Raw genomic sequence first — 21317 nt, 5'->3', positions numbered from 1 at the left:
GTACCTGTGCCAGAGACAATAGCAGACCCTGACACTGTGCTAACAGTGCCTGTTGTGTATATCATGATTTATTTCCTAAAATTTAGATACAAAAAAACCACATTAGTGCGGTATTTAATCTTCTAACATTGAAACGTCTATCATAAGCCCTTGTTCCATTAATCCAGAACCTTCTCGACTCGGAGGCATACTTATCCAGCCATCCTCTTCTCCTAAGAACTCGTATCGATACTCAAATGTTAACCCTCCCACATCATCAATCAAGACATAACGCTCGCTATATCTTTTGAATGTCCAAACTTCATCCCACGTGTCAGGGTCTATGTAGCTTCGTATGTTTGTATTATGAAAATACCCCATAGAGCGAGTCTTAATCATGCCATACCGATGACCACTTTTGCCTGCGATTCTTAATGAGCCTTTGCCAGCGCTCCCCGTATTGACATCATAATATTTCTCAAAGCAGACCAACTTAGCAAGAGATGAAAATTTCATTTTCCCTTGCTCATCATAAACTTCAAGACCAACTCCGTGTTGAGGTATGCTTACCTTGGAAATCGGAGCAACCATCCATTGGCTATTTAACGCATAGATTCTCGGATAGCTATCATGAGGGCCTGATGATGACGTTAGTTCATCAGGAGTTGCTTTTCTCAAAACACATATTGTTTCGAGTTTATCGGTTAATTGTATCAGCCTATTATTTGTGTAAATTTCTACACCAACCATTTCACACCACCCATACGACAACATGACTTGAGAATGAGTCATTCGCTTGTGTCTGCCCACCACCAGAGCCATTGTTCTCCCTGCGATAGATATTGTAATCAACGCGGTAATTTAACGTGTTCCCAGATATGGAGTACTCTGTTCTCTCATTAGGCTTATCTACATGAAATTCACCACTCCATCGAGAGCGATACCGTAGCCAGAAATGGCAAACAACCTCACCTCCTAAGGAAATCTCAGGAATAGTAAGAGATCCATATTGGGACAAAGGAAGGTCAAATTGCCCCAAGTGGCGCGGTATAATAGTGTCTTCTCCAATAATGAGTCGCCCTTTCTCATCATATATTTCTAAACCCATGCCCATTACCATATCCCCATTCTGATACGCATTGTGCCTTTTTTATCAAACAAACGTTTTAATATGTTTGTTTCAATCCAGTACCCCTGAGCGTTATTCCCATATTTAATTTCTTCACCAGTGCGCATATTAAGTTGATAGCCCACCTTGTTTGCATGGCTGAAATTGGTTGATTGCAATACATTAGCTATTTTTGCACTGGTAATAGTTGCATCACCAATAAAAGCTTCATTAACAACCAACTGTCCATTCTTCACGATAAACGGTGTCACCACTTTGCCATTTAATGACGATATCACTGCAAAGTTTTGGGCATTGACCAGAAATTGGCTATTTCCTTGTGCATTAAACCCTAAGCCAATGCCCGTAATGACTTTATTCCCTTTGCTATCTTGCTGAACTTTCATTGTCCATGATGCGGAAATTTTGCCATTTATGTCGGTGACCACTTTCGACGTTTGTTCAATTTTGGCTGAACTTGTACCCACTTGGCTTTCAAGGCGAGTGACTTGCTGGGCGGTAGAGGTCACTTTACCTGAGACCTCAGTCACCTTAGTTTCAAGTTGGTTTACCGCATTCGCCGTTGCATTGGCTTTCTGTTCGCTGGACTTAGGTACTTCATTCGCCACAAATCCTTTCGGTGCCACCGATTGTTTGTTATTGGTATAAGTGCGGGTGATAATTTGATGGTTAACACTTTTATGCTTAGTGAGCTGATATTTAGCACCTCCTCGCAAATAGATATATTCCACAGAACCATTCGTTAATTGAGCTGGCCCCATCACAGGGGATTGATTTGTCCATCGCCAATCAAAATTATCAATGATGCGGTTTTCAGACTGTGTTCCCCATCCAGAAGCACTCACTTGCCATTCCACAATCACGGCAAAACCTTTGGTGCTGTGAGTGGCATAGCTGGGTTTATTGTCACTATATTGCCCTAAGGTCCTAAAAACCTTAAAGGCATAACGTCGAGAAGTTACTAATGGAAAAATAATCGGATAATAGGTGTTTTCATTGAGTTTAGATAAATCTAAATCCACCACCACAGACTCCGTTAAATCGGCTTTCACTGTATCTAATTTGCTGGATAACGTTTGTACCTGAGAGGTTGCGGACATCACTTTGCCATCGAGATTAGTTACTCGCGTATTTAACGCATTCACCACACTGCTATCAGCTTTCCCCTTAAGATTTGAATTGAGCGTTAAAATCTCTTGCGTTTGTGCTTGCTGTTTCGAGGTGAGGGTTTCTAATGATTTATTAATCGCTGAAACATTCCCATTCATCCGTGTTTCCAGTGATTGTCGGGCTTTCGCTTCTGCTTGGTCGCCTGTAACACGTGCTTGTTTCTCTGCGGAAATGAGTCCTGCGGTGACTTTCGATAAATCATTACCGGTATAATCACCACGAAGTTGAGTGGCTAAGAATTGGCGTTGTTGTGCTTCGGTTTTATCAGTCTCAATACGTGCTTGTTGCTCTTGTTTAATTGCGGCTGCCTGTGCTTCTGTTGCCGTTGAAACTTGATTTATCCGCTCAGCCAGTAATTTTCCTGCCTCCTCCCATTTTTTTTCACTTTCTTCAATCGTTGCTCCATGCCTCATCAACTCAGATAAAATCTTGTCATGATTTATCCTCATCAACTCATGTAATTCAGTAATATCGATTTGGTTAGCTTTACTGTTAATTTCACCCAATAAGTCTTGTGCGAGTTGGTCTCGGCTGATTTGCCCCGCTAATTCATCAAGAAGCAACTCCGTTTGAGCTGAGCAAACACCAGAAGCCTCCACAAAAGGTGATTTGCCATAGCTGTTGATTGTTCGAACATAAAAATAATACGTATGTCCTGCTTTTAAATTCTCTTGCGTCCAGAAATTCCCTTGGCCAACTTTGTTTGTTTTGGTGATCACTTCATTTTCAGAAAGATTAGCGAGTTTTTCCTCACTAAACCAAAACTCAAAGGTATAACCCAAGACAGCACTATCACCTTGTTTTGGCGAGACGGTGAGGCTGAACATTCCCGAAGTAACATCAACCTTAATGGGAGCTGGCGGTGCTTGGATAGCAAAATCACTGATAGCGGGTGCCGACATTGCCCCCGCCATATTCGTCGCTCTAACTTCAACACGATAAGTTCCTCGTGCTAATCCGTTAATATCAACGCGCTCACCCGGCACCTGAATAGATTGAATCACTCTACCGTTTTGAAGGATATTAGCCGTGTTGTAGCGCACATCAGACGCCACATTCTGCCAAGAAAGCATACCTTGAACAATGTCACTGACGGCAAGTGGAACAAAAGCAAGATTAATAGGGGAAGCAACACCGCCAGTGGGTAAACTCACAAACGGTGGACGCTCAAACGGTTTACCAATCACATCTTCATATAAATAGGCACCATCCTCTTCCAACGTTAAAGCCACACCGTCTAATGCATGGAAAGACCATTCGGCAATACGGAATTCCAGCCCACTAATCCCCAAAGAAGGTAATGCTAAAAGCACAACTTCCCCCGGACGATAAGCATAGCCGTCTAAGTTCATCGTGAGTTGAACCCGTCTTCCCGCTTTCTTTTTGCGAAGATATTGGCGAGCTAATCGTTGGGCTTGATAAGGGCTGGTGACAAAACGATAGTCGATGTTCTCTCGAATTTCTAAGCCATCCTCTTTCACCCATTCGTCTACAATCACAGGCGTGAAATCCGTTTTTGTGTACAACTGTTCGGCATCAATAAACGTGCCATACACCGCATTGGTCGCGTCTTTTAATCCTGTTTCAGGGGTACACGTGACGGTGCCAATCAATTGTGATTCGGTAATGGTTTTTATTGCCGGCCCATAATAAGCGCCGATTTGAATACCGTGTTTTCCTGCGGTGAATGTTGGTTCCGCGTTAATACATTTGTGCATCGCCTCCAAGACACTGGATGGACTCTCATTTAAATCATAGGCGCCATTAAGGGTATATCGCGGCTCAAATCCGCCTTCTGGCAGACTCACTTTTTCATCACATAAATCGGCCGCCTGTTTAAAGCTGTCAAAGTCAATATCCGTATCAGGTACTTTTAAATAATGGCGGTAATAATCCAAAATCACTAAGACCCCATTGTTACCCCACACAGTTTGCCCAGTGCGAGGATCAAACAGATGTTTTCCCCAAACTTCACATTTCACATTGGGTAATCCATAGGGGAATTTTTCTTGGTCAAACGTGAGTGTCACACGTAACCACGCTAGACCTCGACCAATCATATCCTCTTTCCATGACGGGCAATTTTTAAGCATAAAGGGAGCGGCATCTTCCCTATCGTTATGTAATTCCCATGAGGCTTTATCACCAAAAGTCTCAATTAAATCGTCCCCTAACCAGATCTTCCCAATTTTCTCTATGGGGTGCCCTGCTAACGCTAATGCCAGTGTGATTTTTTCGTTTTCATCTTGTTCACCCGCCTCTTCTTCGGCGAAGAAAAGCAAACCCGATATCACTGTTTTTCCGACGATCACGGTTTCAGGGGCAGACGATGAACGTAACATCTGTTTGCGTTCACTGGTATCTCGATAATTCATGGAAGGCAGTTTAGGCTTAAAGATAAGCGAACCTGCGACTTGCACCGCGACGCCTGCTGCCATCAGCGCCATGCCCATCGCAGAGGTGACGCCTCCAGTAAATAGCCCCGCAATCATTAAGCCCGCACCCACGACTTTTGAAATTAATCCACCACTCCCACCCATTATTCCACTCTCCACGCTTTGATTGGGTTAATCTGCACCGGCTTCACGCCTTGTGGGGTTACGCCCCAATAATGCCTCGCCCAGACCACCGCTAAACTGTCACCGTCCTCACCTTTGAACAGTACAAGGTCGCCACGCTGAACGCGCTCAATCTCAATGGATTTGAAATAGCGTGATACGGCTTTCTCTAAGGAGCCAAATTTAGATTTGAGCAGGTTGAAGGCTTCGGCTTTGGTTTTATAGTGATTGAGATAAGGCTTTATTGGAGAGAAACCACATTGTGCGTAAATACATTCAGAGGCAAAAATACAACAATCAAATTCACCCCATGAAAAAGGGCGACTCATCGCCGCCCTTATCGTTTCTGGTAACTGGAGTGTCCAGTTTTGTTGTTTCATGGTATATTATATTTCTTATTTAAAAATGATTTCAATATGTTATGGTTAAAAAATCCTTAGCCATATTGAAAATTTCTTCACATGCCCGTTTTTGATCACCATCATAATCTTTATTATTTTTTTTGGCTAACTCACAAGCCGCTGTTGCCTTGCCTAAATTAAATGAAGACTCACCAATTTTGTATACCATCAACTTGCACTTTTTCACTAATTCTGGAGTTTCTTTATCTTCACAAACTAACTTAGCTGTACTAATTAAGATTGACTCTGCATTAGCAGCTTGAATGCTAACTAAATGAAAACAAATCATAATGATAATTAAGTGAAATTTTCTCATTTCTAATCCTGTTACTTATAAATAAATGCAGGTGCATCTTTCTTGCTGCCCCAATAAATCGCCCGTTCAGCCATTTGAGCGACATCGCGAAAGATGCGATCACCTTGTCTTCGAGATGACCACGACTCATCGGTAAATCTATCGGGTAAACCGATTGACCATCGTTCGAATCGATTAGAAACATTAACACATACGGCATTTTCTTCGCCAGACACTACATTAATCGATGTGATTTGTCCGACAAATAAGACTTCAGCAAGCAACGGTTTTCCCTCTTCACTGATGGCGACCATCATCAACCGGACTTCGCGTCCTCGACTTTGCTCATTCATCACCATTCCCACCAGCGATTTATCAAAACCGGCTAATTTAAGCTGTAATTGTGGAGGACTGGTTGTCTTATTTTCTTTTAGCTGACTGATTTCGCCTAAACTGCCCACGCCCAAATAAGTTTCCCCCGCAATAATCAGTTGCCCAACACCAGTATGCGCACAGGTGACGCCTGATTTCAAATCGAGTCTGGCGGCTAAGACGATATAAGCCCCCTCATTAATCACGTTGACCATGGCGTCAGAAAATGGATGATATTGCATTAGTACAACACCTCCTCAAAAGATAACGTGATATAGGTATACCCCAAGCGACGATGCTGAAATTTACCCTGTTCATTATCAACGAGCCGAAAAACCCCAAAAGGACGCTCAACCTCGAGCATTTCATTGACGGTAGGTGATGTTCTTAACATCGGCGAAATAAGAATAATGGCATGTCCTTGATTATCACTGACCACATCCGCCACCACCATTTTGAGTTCATTACCCACAGTTAAGCGATCCCCTTGCTGTAATACGCGCATATTGCGCTTCCAGTCCTTTGTTTCTAGCCGATTACCCAATTGACTCGGTATTGCAATACGAGGCGAACCATACCCATAACGCCCTTTTCTTATCCAGCTTGATATTTTGACCCGTCCCGACATGCCATCCAATGAAGCCACTAGCGCTTCTAACTGGCGCGATTTCTCTTCATTTAAATTATTAAATGTCAGCTCACAACGCCAACGACTTCCTGGAAAGCGTACCGTCTGGCTACTTCCATTAAATGGCGAGGTAAAGGTTTTGCTGTTACTCAATAATTGCCAGTTTTCCTGTATGGGGATCACCGCTTTTGGCCATTCAAGAATAGACATTTAAACTCCTAATGTTCTGCGTGCTGCGCCATTACTTTGAAAGTCTTGTAACATCATCGCGTGAGCTTTCTGTGCGCCTGCTTCTGTCCCTTGTTGTGCGGCTTCTTTCATTGCTTGAGCAAGTACAGCGTCACCATTTCCTGTCACCGTAATATGATTAACGACCGTCATTTGCACCCCGCCTGCACGGGCTAACGTCGGTTGCGGTGTAATCGGTATTCGCCCTGCGACCGCCCCCACAAAGCCCCCCGAAGCATAACCTTGCGCCGCATGCATTAAGCGATAGAGATTGCCGACACCCAATTTAGCCGTCGCTTCTTTGGTAAAAACAAACTCGCCACCATGTACAATCCCTTTAGGTTCGAATTTCCCGCCATGCCCCGTATAGCCACCATAAGCATGCCCTTTGCTCATCCATCCCATATCAAAGCCCATTGCCTGCCCGCCTGCTTCAATGGCTTTGAAAACCAGCATTTTCATCACCATTCGAGTGATATCGGAGATCACCGCATTGGCAAAATCTTTAAAGCTTCCTTTCCCCGTTAAAGCAAAATCGGCTAACGCATCAGACATATTATTAAGCGCATTGGTAGTGACGTTTCTGACGTTCTCCATCACATCCATGGCTGACTCACTGAAATCCGATAAGCCTTGTTTTAATCCCACCATCGGATCACCTTTCATGGCCTCTCGCTTCCTCAGTTCTTCCTCAATCTGCTGTTTAGTGAGTTCAACATTACGTTGTAAGTTCGCCAGCTCTTTCTCACCTAAATCCACACTGGCTTGCTGATACAGCACATCAATCTGACGAAGGGCATTAAGCTTTTCTTGCTCTGCGCGTGATTTTCCTATCAGGGTGGTTTCAAATTGCATCTGCTCAATTTCTTTACCGCGATCATAAGCAAATTGCGCGACCGAATTGGCACGCGCTAAGTCATCAATGGCTTTCGCTTTTTCTTTGATCGTCTCAATGGCGTTGGGATCGATTTTTAAGATGGCATCAAACTTATCTTTATTCTGTTTGATATCGGCTAAGGCGGATGTGTATTCATTAAAGGAAGAGGTAGTGCCATACCGCTGAATACTTTGCCCATCCGCAATCAGTGAGGCTTGTTTTTCCTCTAATTCCGTCAAGATTTTGGTGTACTGTTTGGCATAATCAATGGTTGATTTATGGCTGGGCTTATACGTCCGTTTGGCTTGCTGTGCCAGTTGTGCCTCAATTTCCGCTTGTAAGGCTTTATCGTAGCCTTGCATATCTGGCGTAATTTTGCGTGAAGCCAATACATCTTCTGCATTTAATTTCGCTAATGCCTTCCCTGTGGCTTGCGCTTTTGCCACTGAACGTTGCGATTTTTCAATCGATTCATCAATCTGTTTAGCAATCGCCGTGGCGGCATTCACTTGGCTATTTGTCGCCTGAAGCGTGATATCAATGAGTGATTCATATTCAATGCCTAAACTCTTTAAACTCGCCTTAAGTGAATTGATAACGGCATCAACATTTTGTAATTCGGTGGCATAGCGTCTATATTCAGGGGCTTGATCGCCCACTTTTTCTTTGAGTGTCGCCAACATATTTTGCATATTGGCTCGCTGACGCTCTAAGTTATTAACTTGCTCTGCATATGTCCCCATCGCAGCATCAAGCTCTTTTTGCTTTTCAGCTACTCGTTTAAGGTATAAATCCCCCACACCTTGTTCAGTAAACGCCTTTTCACTCTCAACGCTGTATTTTGATAGACCTTGTAAGGAAATAACCTGTTGTTTAAGTTCCTCGATTTTCTCCAATTGCGCGTTAATGCCCGATGAAACTTTGCTTAAATTCGCCACTAACGTGGCATTGCTCATTTTGTTTAACGCTTCTGTTGATGTATCAAGAGAATTGGCAAATTCAATCGATTCGAGTTTGGCTTGTTTGACATTTTCGCTGTATTCATACAGTCCCATGCCCAATGCAGCCACACCGGTCAACACTAATCCAATAGGGCCACCCGCTAATCCCATAACACTGTTGAGCGCTCGCCCCGCCACCGTTGATTGACGCCGAGCGGTCGTTAATGCACGTTGAGCAACGTTTTCTGCGGTTAATGCCTGTGTATAGTTTAAAGAGGCTGTTCTTGCGAGTGACTTTGTGGCGATAAGGTTATCGAGTGCGATTTTTTCCGCGTTAGTGCCTCTAGCAACTTGATATTCCATTTTGGCTCTATTGAGCGCCGATGTGGCGGCTTCTTTATCTGCCCATGCCTTCCTCACGGCACTGGTTGCTGCCACACTGTTTGCCTCTGCACTCTGTAATGTGGCTTTGGCTTCATTCAACGTTGTCTGATTTTTCAGATAAGTGGCTTTCGTCCATTGAGAAAGTTTTGCTACCAATGCCGTGACGGCGATCCCTTCAACCACTTTAGCGACTAACGATAGATTATCGGTAAGAGTGGTCATCCCTTTGGTAAAAAGCTGAGTCGCACCTGTACCTTGATTCGCTTCACCGATAAATTTTGTTATCGCCGATTGAAGATTAGTGAAACCTTGGCTAACCGTTGTCACGCTGGTAGCAAATTTTTTATCCACACTGTCAGCTGCACGTTCTAAGGCTTGAATGACTTTCTCTATCGTCATTTCACCGTCTTGGGCTTTCTTCCTTAGTTCACCCACACTGACACCCATTCCGTCAGCGATGGCTTTCGCTAACGCAGGGGTTTGCTCCATCACTGAATTTAGCTCTTCGCCACGTAACTGACCCGAGGCTAATGCTTGACCAAATTGAGTTAATGCCGCTTGGGCTGCGGTGGCACTCGCGCCTGAAATCGCCACGGCTTTTGAGACAGTTTCCGCGAGTTCGGCCACTTTTTGCTGACTTAAGCCTAAACGGTCGGCATTATCCGCAAAACGTTGATAAACTTGTGCTGTGGCATCCAATGATTGATAGGTTTTTTGGGCAATGGTATAAACATCATTGGTCGCTCTGTTTAGCGATTGAGTGCTATCTGTGACTAATTTCAGTCGATTCTGTAATTCCGTCCAACTATCAGCATAATTAATCACTTGCCGTACAGATAATGCACTTGCTGCGACGCTCGCAAAACGAGTAAAGAGCGCCGAGGATTTTGCGGTTTGCGATACCATTCGCTCTTGTTGTACGGTGATAGCTTGAAGACTGACGCAAATACTTTGCCCGAATTGTTCTGTTTGGCGCTGGCTACGGTTGATCGCATTTGTGAAATTTGCCGTATTCAGCGTCAAATCAATATTTAATCTACCTAATGCTCCCGCCATAAATTCAATCCTTGGTATGAACACTACAAAAGCAAACTTTCACCCTGAATAAATGCAATATTCCTTGTTATTTGCTATTGATTTAATTATTGATAAACTGAAATTTCGAATAATAGAGGGGGTTTTATGAGACTTATTCTGGCGTTATTACTACCTTGGTTACAATTTTTCACGATTGGTCGCCCATTTGCTGGCATCTTCTGCCTTATCCTACAAATCACCTTAATTGGCTGGATCCCAGCGGCTATCTGGTCGGTTTATGCCCTTTCTCAATACAATACGGATAAAAAAATTGAGAAAATGTCTCGCGGTGGTTAACGATTAAGCCCCACGGATGTGGGGCTATCGATTAGCTAATACACTCTCAGTGACGTTATCCCACACCTCTTCTTCCGTGATTTTCTTCTTCCACATCGGCATAAAATCCATCAATTCAGGCGGAGACGTTTTCGGATCACGATTTATCATCGCAAGAAGATGCGCCACTTGTGCCATCCGATAATCCTCTCGCCATAAACCAAAGGGTTGTTTGCGATAAAAAGCTTCATATTCACACAAGTGGCTTTCGGGCATTTGCTCGATTTCCGCGAGGGTTTTTCCCAATGCCAGCGACAATATCAATTGAAATTGTCGCCGTTCTCCAAGTTTTTTTCGCTATTCCCCGCTTCGGCCGTAAACACCGCATTAGAGAACCCTTGCCCTAGACGATTAAGACCTTTTAAGTCTTCTTCATTTTCACCATCAAAAAGCAGTTCCCCTTTTTCATCACACAACTTAAAGGCCAACATTCTGGCGACATCATATTCATCGTAGACACGATTTATCGCTTCATTAAATTGTTCGGGATCGTCTTCGTCTAAATAAATGTCCTGCTCTTCGGCGAGCTTGATTTTAATTTGACGAAGTTTGCGCTGAATGTAATTCATGGTGCCAACATCCAACTCTTTGACATAAAAGGTGTTGTCTAAATAGGTAAAAGGCGTCACTTTCAGTGCTTGGTTTAACACTAATTCACGCAATAAAGCGTTAGACATAATCACTCCTAAGATTTTTTATCGAGAAGGGAGAAGAGAAATAATGAAAGAGGTGAATTAGGGGTTATTTCTTCGCATTCAAATAATCACGGCCAGACAATTTAATCGAGATCCCCGAATCCATCATTTGTCCTACACTGCCATCAATATTCATGCCCGTTTCGACGGAGCCGTAATAAAACATGGAGCCCTCATCTCGTGTTAAGACCATTTTCACCGCAAATTTTTCTTTGCTGTTTTCATATTTACGCAAGAGTCGCTGCACCTCACTGGAGCTATAACGTAAGAAAAAGGTCAATTTAATTGAGCCGTATTCCGTATCGCCGGATTCATATTCCTTGCCATCACTGCAAATGGTGGTGACATCGATTTGTTCGGTTGTCGAACCGTCTTTGCTGAAACTTTTTACCGCACAAAAGTTATTAGACCATTGAATACGTTGTGCCTTAGCACTTGAAAAATCAGTGGGTAGCGTTTTATCACTCCAATCCACTTCGTCGCACAGGGTCACTTTGTTGCCATCAACCTGTGCAACAGGAAAACGTCCATCTAACTCCCCGAGTCCCGATAACATAATCATGTCATCGGCTTTCAGCTTATTATTGGCGATAGTAATGGTTGCGGGTGATAACGTCGCTTCGGTCACGGTCATCGCCTCTCCTAAGCCTGTTTGCACAAAGATCTTCGTGCCGAGGAAAGGCGTCGCTTTATGGTTCTTTGGCTTTGTCATATCCATTCCTTATTTATCTGATGAAATCATTAATTCAAGAACAAGCCGATGCAATTTGACATCCGCTTCATACCCAAAGACCGCATTCACCCGTTGTGCGAATGGGATCGCTTCAACAATCTGAGCCTCAATTTTTTTACGCAAGACCATAAGGGGTTGTGGCTGTGGCGCATACACATCAAGTTGCACACGATAGTTGTCTAAATCCGTATCCTCCAGCGCACTGTTAGGCGTGATGCTGGCAAACTGGATCACAATGGCGGGATAATGCCCTTTGCCTTCAGGTAATACCTGAAAAAAAACCCTTCCATCAACCAGCGGTGAAAGGGTCTCTTTTAATTGCTGTATCATGATCTCTACCTTGCTTTTTCAATATCCTCTTTAAGTGTTTGAACAATCACTTTAGCCGTCGCTTCCTTTTTCGCCTCAAAGCTGGGGCGCATAAACGGTTGTGCGGGCATCTTGGCAGTACCAAACTCAACAAACCACCAATAAAACGGATCATTTGGGTTCAATGCTGCACTTTTCCCCGTTGCTTGTTTAAAGGCAGACACCTTTTTACCCGATAATGATTTCACCCAAATGCGCGTTTTGACTTGCCCATTGCGTTGTACTTTCGTTTTAGAACGAATATTGCGCTTGATAGTGCCTTTGCGTCGATGAGGCACCGTTTCCTTAAGGATAGGCACTCGATGTTTGATTTCTTCTTTTAACGCCGAAGCACCTGCATTCATCGCCTTACGCGCGCTTTGATTTCTGGTTTTACGGGCAATGTCTTGCATTCGTTGAGCGAGTTCAGACAATCCACTGATTTTAATCTCACCCATCATTCACGCCCTCTTTGCACATTAATTGAAGCTCACGATGACGCTCATAAGGGTCAATAATCGAAATAATATTAAATATTCGCTTACCCCATACAATACGCATCGAAGTATCAATATCAGCGATATAGCGAATAAGAATTCGTGTTGTGGCCTCACTTTGTACTTGCTGGGCTTGAAAATATTCCCGCCCTTGATAAGGCATGATCGCTGCACGTACTTTTGTCGCATGATCCGTCCAAATCACATCATTGCCACTGATGGCATCAGGCGCTAATACTGGTTTTTGAATATTAATAGAATGGCGTAATCGTCCCGGATCCATTAACTACCTCGCCAATTTCGACAAAGCAGTAACAATCGTTCTACTGCTTTATTTTCATATAACAGAATTTCACTTTGGCTGGTTCGATGTTCAAACATATCCCCCAGCACCAAAAGCATGGCAGATTTCACTTCATAAGGGATATCATCAGGTGATTTCCAAGCCGGTTCATCACACCATCTCAAACAATAATTTAATGCGCTTTGTGCATAAAATATAATCTGCTCATCACGATCATCACCGCTGTATTCGAGATGCTGTTTTAATAAAGAAAGAGGAATGACATCTAAGATATTCATGATGTAATACGGGATAGTTACCTACCCCGACCTATTACTTAAGCACTTCTTCCAGACGTTGGGAAAGTTCCTTTAATTAAGGCTTGAGGGCGATAATGGGCTAATGCTAAACGTTCTTCACACAAAATGGTCAGCATATTTTTCACAAAGTTATCACGATCTTCTCGACTCACTTCGATAACTGCATTCATTCGATCCCATACTTGAGACGCCAAATCAAATGCACCAACAGTAAACTCACCTTGTTTTTGTGCTTTTGTTGGAACAACAGGTAATCCCCACATTACATTTGAAGTAAACGCTTGTGGGCCACCAAAAATATAACGCCCTTCTTTGTCTTTCATTAACGCAATGGCATGCCAATCACGAGGATTTAAAATAATACCAGAGGCGCTAAATTCAGATTCTGTCACCTGATAAATGGCATGAGCAATCAGGTCAGCATGCGTGTCGCCCGTAGCACTCAATGTGGTATCATAGGCAGTGGCAACATGGTTAATTCCCGTCAAATTATCCGCAGTACCGTCACCATTGAGTAATTGCTCCTCTTCCACTAATGCTAAGCCATACAATAAGCGGTTATTAACGTAAGACTGTAACTGCACAGCATCATCCATCACTTGGCGAGACGCTTGGATCCAATGAGCAATAGTGATCACATTTGCCGTTTGTTTTTCAAATGTCAGATTAGATTCTGGTTTTTGTGCCTTTTCTTTCACGGGTGCCGCGCTATTGGTAAACAATTTTTCGCGTACATATTCCAGTGAGTTACTGGAAATTCGGCCTTGTGCTAATAAATCGCGGATAACTAAACGACGCATCCCCGGCATAATAATACCCGGTACTTGCATCGGCTGAATGAGAACACCGGCTGAACTCGCATCACTGCCTAATGATTTATTAAAAGTTTTCACTTCATAAGAAGCCTGACTCCCATTCCATGATTTTGTCAGCACTTCTGCTGCTCGCTCAGAAAAATCTTTTTTCGCATTAGGATCATCAGCACTCGTTGCCCCTTTCTGCTCTAAATCAAACAGACGTTCACCGGCTTTTTTTAATTCCTCTTGGACTAAGGCTAAATCTGTTTGTAATTGCTTTGAAACTACGCCAGTAGCTTCAATTTCTTTCTTCTGTGCATCGAAGAGCTCTTGCACCTTTTTTTGTGATCCTTCGATGGCTTCTTGGATAATAGCTAAGTCAGACATATTCTATCCTTTCAGATTAAATGCATTAATTTGGTTAACAATGGATGCGACTAGGGATTGTTGAGCGTCATCGGACTCACTCCGAATAGCGGATTTGAAGCGGGAAATAAAACCGACTGCTTCTGATTTTGATAAACCGGCTGACTCTCTCAGCCAATCCTCAATATCTCGGATCGTTAATAACCCATCGATGCTCTTGAGTGATGAAACCTGTGCTTGGTCATTAGCGGGAAATGTACAAATACTGATTTCACGTAACAGGGAGATGTTTTTAAAAATACGACCTGAAGGTGTTCGCTCAAAATCATTACGCAGACAACCGAATCCGATAGAAAGCCCGTCAACCGTGCCATGCTTCATTGCCGCTTTTAGATCTTGAGCCGCACTATGACCGGGCGTCAGTTGTCCTCTTACACGTAACCCTTTTTGATCTTCCTCCATGTACTCCCACTTCCCCACAGGAAGCTCCCAGACTCGATGGTTATAAAACATAGCGACTTTTTGTTTTTGCTTATCTAAAACATGCTTAAATGCACCGGGTAAAATAATGTCACCATCGAGATCTTGATGACTAAATACGGAGGCATAACCTTCGAAAACGCCTTGTGTGCCATCTCCCGTAAATTTGATTTCCGCTTCATCAAAATTCAGTGTTTTTCTAATATCAGGCATTGAACCCCCATAAATAATTAAGCCCCACTTTCGTGAGGCTCCTTATTGAGTTGGTTAATCGGTAAATATTGTGCTTGCCGGTAAGCGACATCTCCACCTTCAAGAGGAGGATAATTATCGAGCCGCCGCATTTCATTAATGGTTCTTAGCCCCGATTCTCCCATCGCTTTCATAAACGCGGCGCGTGAAGTGGAATCGCCACGCAATAATCCATCAAGGTTATGTTCAGCATGGTATTTTCCCACTTCGGGTGGTTTTAGAAGCCAACGCGCAATGCAGTTTTCCCATCGGGAGATATAGGGTTGTAAGGTATATTGAAGAAAGCCTAAGTTTTGTTGTTCAATACCTGTTCCCCAGCTTGTTGATTTTTCAACATCACCGACTAAGTGCGGTGGAACACCAAAGAAACGCGCTAATTCACTGACTTGAAATTTTCGGGAAGACATTGTTTCTGCATCTTGAGGACTAACGCCAATATCTTGTGCTTGAAATCCCCCTTCTAAGATCCACAATCGTTTTTTAACGGGGCCACCCGCAATTTCTTTGAAATTCTCTTCAAGTTGGCTACGTTGCTCTTTATTTAATACCTTATCACCCGTTGTTAGAATTTTAGGAGACTTAGCCCCATTGGCATAAAACTCACGTTGTTGATCTTCCATCGCAACGGCCGTGCTTGCTGTCTTACATGCATAAGCAATAGGCGACAATCCAACTAACCCATTAAAACCAAACCCTTTTAAATGAAAAATTTCATGTTGTTTAAATTTCGCAAATTCATGATCACGCTGATATTTATAGATAATATTCTTCCCCTCCATGCGCACATCCATATTGGCAGACAACAGAGGAAGCAAGCTGATCACATCACCGACTTTATTTCGCTCAATCAACGCGAAAGCATTACCATAAAAGCAAAGCTGCATAGTCATTGCCTCTCGGAATTCTTGAGCCGTCATATATTGATTGGGCGAATATCGCAGTAATCGAGCCAATGGGTGACTTAAATCGACTTTGGTTCTATTTCCCTGTTTATCCGTTTCGAACACATCCAGTGGCAAACAAGCCGTTAACGTCGAAATTAAGCTAACACAACGCCAAACCGTTGATATTTGGAGTATTCGCTCATCATTTACAGAAGAATCACCAAGTGAGCCTTGCGCTGAGATAACGCCTGATTGTGAACCTTGTTCAGGTGTCACGAGTCTTCCCCCAACGAAGAAGGAAGCCAGACGCGCAAACCAACCATGATTAGTGCGCAAATCGATTGAATATTGTTTATCTGTCATCACATACTCAATGGGTTAGAGAAAAAATCATCAAGGTTGCCATTATCAACCTCACCTTCCGCAGCACCAATCGCCATTGCAGAGGCCACCACACCATCGATTCGACCGGTGCTTTTTTTCTTGGCAAAGACGCGGTTATCTTTTTGGTCAGCCTCAAGCACAGCGGATGCAGCATTCCATCTCAAACAAGGATTGGTGTGGATCTCAATCTTCTTGTCATCAATGAGCTGTTCAAACAGTTCGATAGAGTGTGGCATCCACAGCCCTGAATCTTTGGCTTTGTAATATCCTTGTCCATGCGGAGTTAAAGGAACCGTCACACCCGCGTCATCGAGTTTGGGTTCAAGGTATTTAATGCGATAAGGGTCAAAGGCAATGGCTCTCATGCTGACGTGCATCGCCATTTCAGCAATGCGTTCTGCCACAAATTCATATCTCACCGCATTCCCTGGCGTGGTATGCATAAAACCTTGCCTTACCCATAAGTCGTAAGGCACTCGGTCGGTTTTCGCTCTATCCAATAAAGTGTCTTTGGGTGTCCAAAATTCGACATAAAGACGTTTGAGACTAGGAAAATACAAGGCTAATGCGGTTAAATCTTTGGTTCCCGATAAGTCCAGTCCGCCATAACACTCTTCACCTTGAAGGTCATCGAATGTGAACGTGTTTTCACACTGCATCCATGTTTCACTGTTAATCCACGGATTATCGGCATCCACCCACTGACAAAAATTAAGCCGACGCACAATGCTTTCTTTCGCGGGCATACCTCGAGCTTGTGTCACTTGCTCGCGCAAATAGCGATCAGAAAAGGTGTAGCCCAGTGATGGATTGGCTTTCCCCCAGCAAGACTCATCCTTAAAGAGATCATCGCCTTCATCCAGTGAGCAAATATAGGAAAAGAAACTGTCGTCTTCGATAGTTCCTTCGGCGACTTTTCGTCCGTATTCATGATAGTCATAACACACACTGGTTTTATCATGGCCACTGTTGGTGATCATAAATATCAAGGCTTGCCGCCGACCTTTTGTACCCGCTCGCATCATCTCGACGGCGGTATTATTTTTGTGCTCATGAATTTCATCAATCAACGCACAATGGGGACGAGGCCCTGATTGCCCATCATCCGAACTAATCGGACGAAAGAATGAACTCGTTTTCAAATAAGCCAAGTTCCACTCTTTGCCTGTTCCGCCTGATTTGGTGATCCGCTGACTTAATGCGGGAGATTGATCAACCATTGCCACCGCATCACGAAACAAAACCATGGCTTGGTCTTTTTTCGTGGCTGCCGCATACACTTCAGCACGCGGTTCACTGTCGGCGACTAAACAATACAACCCAACGCCACCCGCCATCGGTGATTTTCCTGAACCTTTACCTGATTCAACGTACACAATGCGAAATCGCCGTGTACCATCAGTCATTTTCCAGCCAAAAATGGAGCCAATCACAAAGCATTGCCAAGGCAATAAAATAAACGGTTTGCCTTCATGTTCCCCGCCATTGAGCTTTAAGACTTTCGCGAAAAAATCGATCACCCTTTTGACAGCCTCGACATCCCAGACTAATCCTCGTTGCTCGGCTTCGTTTAAATCTTTGAGATGACGTGCACATGCATGACGAATATCAGGCCCCGCTAAGATTTTGCCTTGATGCACGTCTTGCGCGTATTGTGTTGCGGGATCAACCGAAATATTGGTTGAGCGGATCTTCCTCTTCTTCTCCACCATCCATATTCACCTTCGAGCGAGCGGCAGGGGTTAAACCAAACTCGACTAAATAACTTTTAAAACGGCGATCTGCATCGGCCAACATGGCAACAGCAGGATTCGCTTTAATTAAAAAATCCCCTGATTGCGTTTTTGTGGTGTATGTCCGCCCCTCAATGGCAATGGTGTCTCGCAATTGAAGAATATCGGCGTAGATATCACACAGCCGTTCTAATGCCAGCGTGTCAGCCACGGTTAAAACACCCATTCCATCGAGTAATAAGGTTAATTTTGCCCACGCCATTTTCCCCCAATCCGTTAAATGTTCGGGCGGGCTTGGAATTTCACGTTTAGGTTGGGGTTCTTTATCGTTGAGTTTTCGTTTTCCCGGATTACCGGTGACCACCTTCAAGTGGGTCGGTTTCGGGCGTCTTCCTGCCATCGGAACCTCCCAGAAAAAAACTTTTCATTTCGCGGTTGTGCGCACAAATGAGGGCGCTAGGTAATCAGGGCGAAAGTGTTTGAACTTTTCTCCCGCCCCACCCGTTGTTATTTCAATTTAGAATTATTTCAAATGGATATCGGGTGCATTCATGATCATGTCATTAGTGCATGTCAGTGTGACTGTGATATCAACTTGTTTACATAATCCATCAGCGGATGGAAGAACAACTAACTTTTGATTACTTAACAACTCACCATCAACACTTAATGCATGACCAACGAAGCGACCGCCACGAAATAGCTTGGATAACTTCACTTGTTTTTGATTACACAACGTTATTTATTCCAATGAGAGTTCGGATCGAGCGGAATGCCATCCGCATTACAGCCAATGACTTTGCCACTCTTTTCGATACGTTGTTTGGTTGAGTTATGATGCAGTTCGCATAAGCTTTGAAAGTTCTTTGTGTCCCAGAATAAGGCTTGAGCTTTTGCGATACGTTCTTTATCACCTGATTCAAGTGCTTCTTTAAGACGATGTGGAGTAATGTGGTCAACTACTGTGGCAGCAGTAATACGTCCTTGCTCTTGGCACATGACGCAAAGCGGATGTTCATTGAGAAATGCTAATCGCACTTTAGCCCAGCGACCACCATAGACATTGCGTTTTTTCATTTTTTTTATTCCATTACAAATTTTCCGCAATAAAAAAGCCACCAGTGGTTAACTGATGGCTATCTGTATACACCAATCAATGAATGACGTTTGTAGATGATGTCTCTCCATCGTCACGCCCCTTCTTCTACCTACAGCTGACGTTGCTGATAATGACCGAAAATAACAAAACGGTGGTATTCGTTGTTTTTGATTCTCACTATGTGCTCTCTGTCGAGAATAAAACAGGTCATAGCTAACATAGGAGACAGCGACAATGCGGCGCTTTCTGTTTCAAAAAGATATATAAATATATTTATGTTTTTCAGCCCTGTAATCTCTCTTACAGTTTTTTTTCATCAAAATCTACTGCCCCCTAACCCAGTACAAATGACGAGCAGTCACTATTATCTAAATAGATATCTGGAGTATTTATGCTCATGTCATTAGTACATGTCCGTGATATCAACTTGTTTACATGATCCATCAGCGAGTAAAAGTACGACTAACTTTTGATTACACATCGTTATTTATTCCATCGGGAGTTCAGATAGAGTGGAATACTATCTACCTCTAAAGAGACACTTACATCAAATAGATACTATATGACATATTACAATTAAATATATTTTTTAATCTACTAATATAACAGAAATACAATATATTCTATTGCATAAAGAAATAATAATTATATAATTGGAAATGATTGATATTTACTTTTTGCTTCATTTTAACCGCCCTATGAACATTAAATCATAGGGCTATTTTTTATCTTACGTCTATTAATCAAATAAAAATAAATAATTAAACACAATAAACTAGCATATATATTTACTTTAGTTATAATAATAAGTCTAACTATACCCATATGAAACAATATATTGTTAGTATTGCCCAGCCTCCCATGCTGGGCTTTTTTATTCCATGCATTCTTGTTTGATATAATCCTGCAACCCTTTAATCATTTGCTCTGACTCTGCAATTCGTTCTCTGAGTAACCAATAATTTCGGATAGCGGTGTCAGTAGGTCGGGCGGTGGTTGCATAAGCCAAGCTGGTGGAGGGAGTGGTTTTGACTTTGGGACACTCGGCTTTGATGTACACCCGCTCTGGATGACGCTCACTAATATCACGCAAGTGACTAATTTCATTCTTAGCATTCGCTAGCTCCTGCGTATATTGAATATCCAACTGATTTAATCGCATTATGCGTGCTTGATAGTCAGTATTAATAGACTTCTGTTCTTCGAGAGCCTCCGTTAGTTCTTTGTTTGTTTCTACTAATAGATTAATTCTGTTAGCTTGCCAATTAATCACCCAATAGCCTCCCACAATAATGCCTACCATCGCAATGACGGCATAGAGTTTTCCGTATTTCATGATTAGTACCGATGATATGAGAGTGCAATCTGACAGCGCTTTTCTAAACTCACTTGGTCTTTAGTACATGAGTTATCAATCAAGAGATAAATGCCACCAGCGACTGTAATGAGTAATGCAAGAATAAAGCCGATAATGATGATTAAAGTTTTCCATGACATAGTGCTGACTCCGCCTCTCGACGACTGACAAGCCCTCGCCAAACCTTTCCACCCGCATATACCCAACGTTTTATTTCTTCACAGGCACCCGCTCTATCACCAGCGTTTAGCTTCTTGAGTAATGTTGAGCGAGCAAATGCGGTTGTACCCACATTAAAAGCAAAGGAATATAAAGCAGCTTTGGTGTAGTCATCGAGTGATACTTTGATTAATGCATCGACTTGCTGTTGTGTCTTAATAAAATCGATTTGTAATAACGCATCACATTCTTGTTGTGTGTATCTCTTGCCTTGAATAATGTCTTTGCCTGTATGTCCATAACAAACAGTTAGAACACCCGCCACATCACGATAAGGTTCATAACGTACACCTTCAAAATGGGCTATTACTACTAACGCGATGGCTGTGGCTCCTGCTGTTGTTACCGCCGCTATTTTCTGTTTGAGAGACATTAAATATCCTTTGGCGCTTTCACCATTAATTCAGCAAGCCTTTTTAGGGTTTCAGTTGGGTTTTGTGGGTCAACATGTCGAACAAGCTCTTCAAATAATTGAGTGCGTTTTCGTTGCTCTCG

26 protein-coding genes are annotated in these 21317 nt (G+C 43.0%); 1 reads left to right on the top strand and 25 read right to left on the bottom strand.

Annotation, left to right across the window (positions count from 1 at the left end; genetic code table 11):
• Positions 1–114 precede the first annotated feature (114 nt).
• From GWI58_RS14290 to GWI58_RS14255, 8 genes are read right to left on the bottom strand one after another with little or no spacing between them, the layout of a single operon-like run.
• Positions 115–729: a hypothetical protein gene (locus GWI58_RS14290; protein WP_012367646.1), complete on the bottom strand. Its 615-nt coding sequence runs from the start codon at positions 727–729 to the stop codon at positions 115–117.
• A 1-nt stretch (position 730) separates the two neighbouring features.
• Positions 731–1093, bottom strand: a complete 363-nt coding sequence (locus tag GWI58_RS14285) for a hypothetical protein (RefSeq protein WP_237611707.1) — start codon at positions 1091–1093, stop codon at positions 731–733.
• Positions 1093–4818, bottom strand: coding sequence for a phage tail tip fiber protein (locus GWI58_RS14280; protein WP_161769297.1), 3726 nt, complete (start codon positions 4816–4818; stop codon positions 1093–1095). The genes GWI58_RS14285 and GWI58_RS14280 overlap by 1 nt, the downstream gene beginning before the upstream one ends.
• Entirely contained in the window at positions 4818–5216 is a 399-nt protein-coding gene (locus GWI58_RS14275) for a DUF6950 family protein (protein WP_004251558.1), read from the bottom strand. Before GWI58_RS14275 ends, GWI58_RS14280 begins: the two co-directional genes overlap by 1 nt.
• Positions 5217–5247: 31 nt before the next feature.
• Complete coding sequence (locus GWI58_RS14270; protein ID WP_004251562.1) at positions 5248–5553, bottom strand: hypothetical protein; 306 nt, start codon at positions 5551–5553, stop codon at positions 5248–5250.
• Between the two features lie 11 nt (positions 5554–5564).
• Entirely contained in the window at positions 5565–6146 is a 582-nt protein-coding gene (locus GWI58_RS14265) for a hypothetical protein (protein ID WP_161769296.1), read from the bottom strand.
• On the bottom strand, positions 6146–6742 hold the full coding sequence (locus GWI58_RS14260; RefSeq protein ID WP_004251569.1) for a hypothetical protein: 597 nt from the start codon (positions 6740–6742) through the stop codon (positions 6146–6148). The genes GWI58_RS14265 and GWI58_RS14260 overlap by 1 nt, the downstream gene beginning before the upstream one ends.
• Entirely contained in the window at positions 6743–10018 is a 3276-nt protein-coding gene (locus GWI58_RS14255) for a phage tail tape measure protein (protein WP_161769295.1), read from the bottom strand.
• Positions 10019–10144: 126 nt separating this feature from the next.
• Here GWI58_RS14255 and GWI58_RS14250 point away from each other — a divergent pair, with 126 nt between their 5' ends.
• Positions 10145–10336, top strand: a complete 192-nt coding sequence (locus tag GWI58_RS14250) for a YqaE/Pmp3 family membrane protein (RefSeq protein ID WP_004242485.1) — start codon at positions 10145–10147, stop codon at positions 10334–10336.
• Positions 10337–10360: 24 nt separating this feature from the next.
• Here GWI58_RS14250 and GWI58_RS14245 read toward each other — a convergent pair whose 3' ends face one another.
• The 17 genes from GWI58_RS14245 to GWI58_RS14170 all read right to left on the bottom strand — a co-directional run bounded on the left by GWI58_RS14245 (position 10361) and on the right by GWI58_RS14170 (position 21195).
• Positions 10361–10591, bottom strand: a complete 231-nt coding sequence (locus GWI58_RS14245) for a phage tail assembly protein T (RefSeq protein WP_004251574.1) — start codon at positions 10589–10591, stop codon at positions 10361–10363.
• A gap of 44 nt (positions 10592–10635) precedes the next feature.
• Positions 10636–11052 (bottom strand): hypothetical protein, encoded by a 417-nt coding sequence (locus GWI58_RS14240; protein WP_036918205.1) that lies wholly within the window; start codon positions 11050–11052, stop codon positions 10636–10638.
• 64 nt (positions 11053–11116) lie between these two features.
• On the bottom strand, positions 11117–11782 hold the full coding sequence (locus GWI58_RS14235; protein WP_004251580.1) for a hypothetical protein: 666 nt from the start codon (positions 11780–11782) through the stop codon (positions 11117–11119).
• A 9-nt stretch (positions 11783–11791) separates the two neighbouring features.
• A complete protein-coding gene (gene gp17 / locus GWI58_RS14230) occupies positions 11792–12133 on the bottom strand; it encodes a tail completion protein gp17 (RefSeq protein WP_004251583.1) in 342 nt (113 codons plus the stop codon).
• Positions 12134–12138: 5 nt separating this feature from the next.
• Positions 12139–12612, bottom strand: coding sequence for an HK97-gp10 family putative phage morphogenesis protein (locus tag GWI58_RS14225; protein ID WP_004251585.1), 474 nt, complete (start codon positions 12610–12612; stop codon positions 12139–12141).
• Positions 12602–12931 (bottom strand): phage head closure protein, encoded by a 330-nt coding sequence (locus GWI58_RS14220; protein ID WP_004251588.1) that lies wholly within the window; start codon positions 12929–12931, stop codon positions 12602–12604. Before GWI58_RS14220 ends, GWI58_RS14225 begins: the two co-directional genes overlap by 11 nt.
• On the bottom strand, positions 12931–13230 hold the full coding sequence (locus GWI58_RS14215) for a head-tail connector protein (RefSeq protein WP_004251590.1): 300 nt from the start codon (positions 13228–13230) through the stop codon (positions 12931–12933). Before GWI58_RS14215 ends, GWI58_RS14220 begins: the two co-directional genes overlap by 1 nt.
• Positions 13231–13268: 38 nt before the next feature.
• Positions 13269–14435, bottom strand: coding sequence for a phage major capsid protein (locus tag GWI58_RS14210; protein ID WP_004251594.1), 1167 nt, complete (start codon positions 14433–14435; stop codon positions 13269–13271).
• A gap of 3 nt (positions 14436–14438) precedes the next feature.
• On the bottom strand, positions 14439–15107 hold the full coding sequence (locus GWI58_RS14205; RefSeq protein WP_004251596.1) for an HK97 family phage prohead protease: 669 nt from the start codon (positions 15105–15107) through the stop codon (positions 14439–14441).
• A 17-nt stretch (positions 15108–15124) separates the two neighbouring features.
• A complete protein-coding gene (locus GWI58_RS14200; RefSeq protein WP_012367784.1) occupies positions 15125–16393 on the bottom strand; it encodes a phage portal protein in 1269 nt (422 codons plus the stop codon).
• Complete coding sequence (locus tag GWI58_RS14195) at positions 16393–18126, bottom strand: terminase large subunit (protein ID WP_161769294.1); 1734 nt, start codon at positions 18124–18126, stop codon at positions 16393–16395. Before GWI58_RS14195 ends, GWI58_RS14200 begins: the two co-directional genes overlap by 1 nt.
• Positions 18080–18547: a phage terminase small subunit P27 family gene (locus tag GWI58_RS14190; RefSeq protein WP_036905779.1), complete on the bottom strand. Its 468-nt coding sequence runs from the start codon at positions 18545–18547 to the stop codon at positions 18080–18082. Before GWI58_RS14190 ends, GWI58_RS14195 begins: the two co-directional genes overlap by 47 nt.
• Positions 18548–18670: 123 nt before the next feature.
• Positions 18671–18883 (bottom strand): hypothetical protein, encoded by a 213-nt coding sequence (locus GWI58_RS14185; protein ID WP_036905782.1) that lies wholly within the window; start codon positions 18881–18883, stop codon positions 18671–18673.
• A 2-nt stretch (positions 18884–18885) separates the two neighbouring features.
• Positions 18886–19224: an HNH endonuclease gene (locus GWI58_RS14180; RefSeq protein WP_001967215.1), complete on the bottom strand. Its 339-nt coding sequence runs from the start codon at positions 19222–19224 to the stop codon at positions 18886–18888.
• Positions 19225–20120: 896 nt separating this feature from the next.
• The gene (locus GWI58_RS14175; RefSeq protein ID WP_036907970.1) at positions 20121–20582 is read right to left on the bottom strand and encodes a lysis protein; all 462 of its coding nucleotides are present in this window, start codon (positions 20580–20582) and stop codon (positions 20121–20123) included.
• Positions 20583–20584: 2 nt separating this feature from the next.
• Complete coding sequence (locus GWI58_RS17755; protein ID WP_012367623.1) at positions 20585–20743, bottom strand: hypothetical protein; 159 nt, start codon at positions 20741–20743, stop codon at positions 20585–20587.
• Positions 20725–21195, bottom strand: a complete 471-nt coding sequence (locus tag GWI58_RS14170; protein ID WP_036976681.1) for a lysozyme — start codon at positions 21193–21195, stop codon at positions 20725–20727. The genes GWI58_RS17755 and GWI58_RS14170 overlap by 19 nt, the downstream gene beginning before the upstream one ends.
• Positions 21196–21317: the final 122 nt, after the last annotated feature.

This window comes from Proteus sp. G2674, assembly GCF_009915195.1.
In the GTDB taxonomy this organism is placed as follows: Bacteria; Pseudomonadota; Gammaproteobacteria; order Enterobacterales; family Enterobacteriaceae; genus Proteus; species Proteus mirabilis.
The sequence above is the reverse complement of the archived record's forward strand: the minus strand, read 5'-3'. Positions and strand labels throughout refer to the sequence as shown.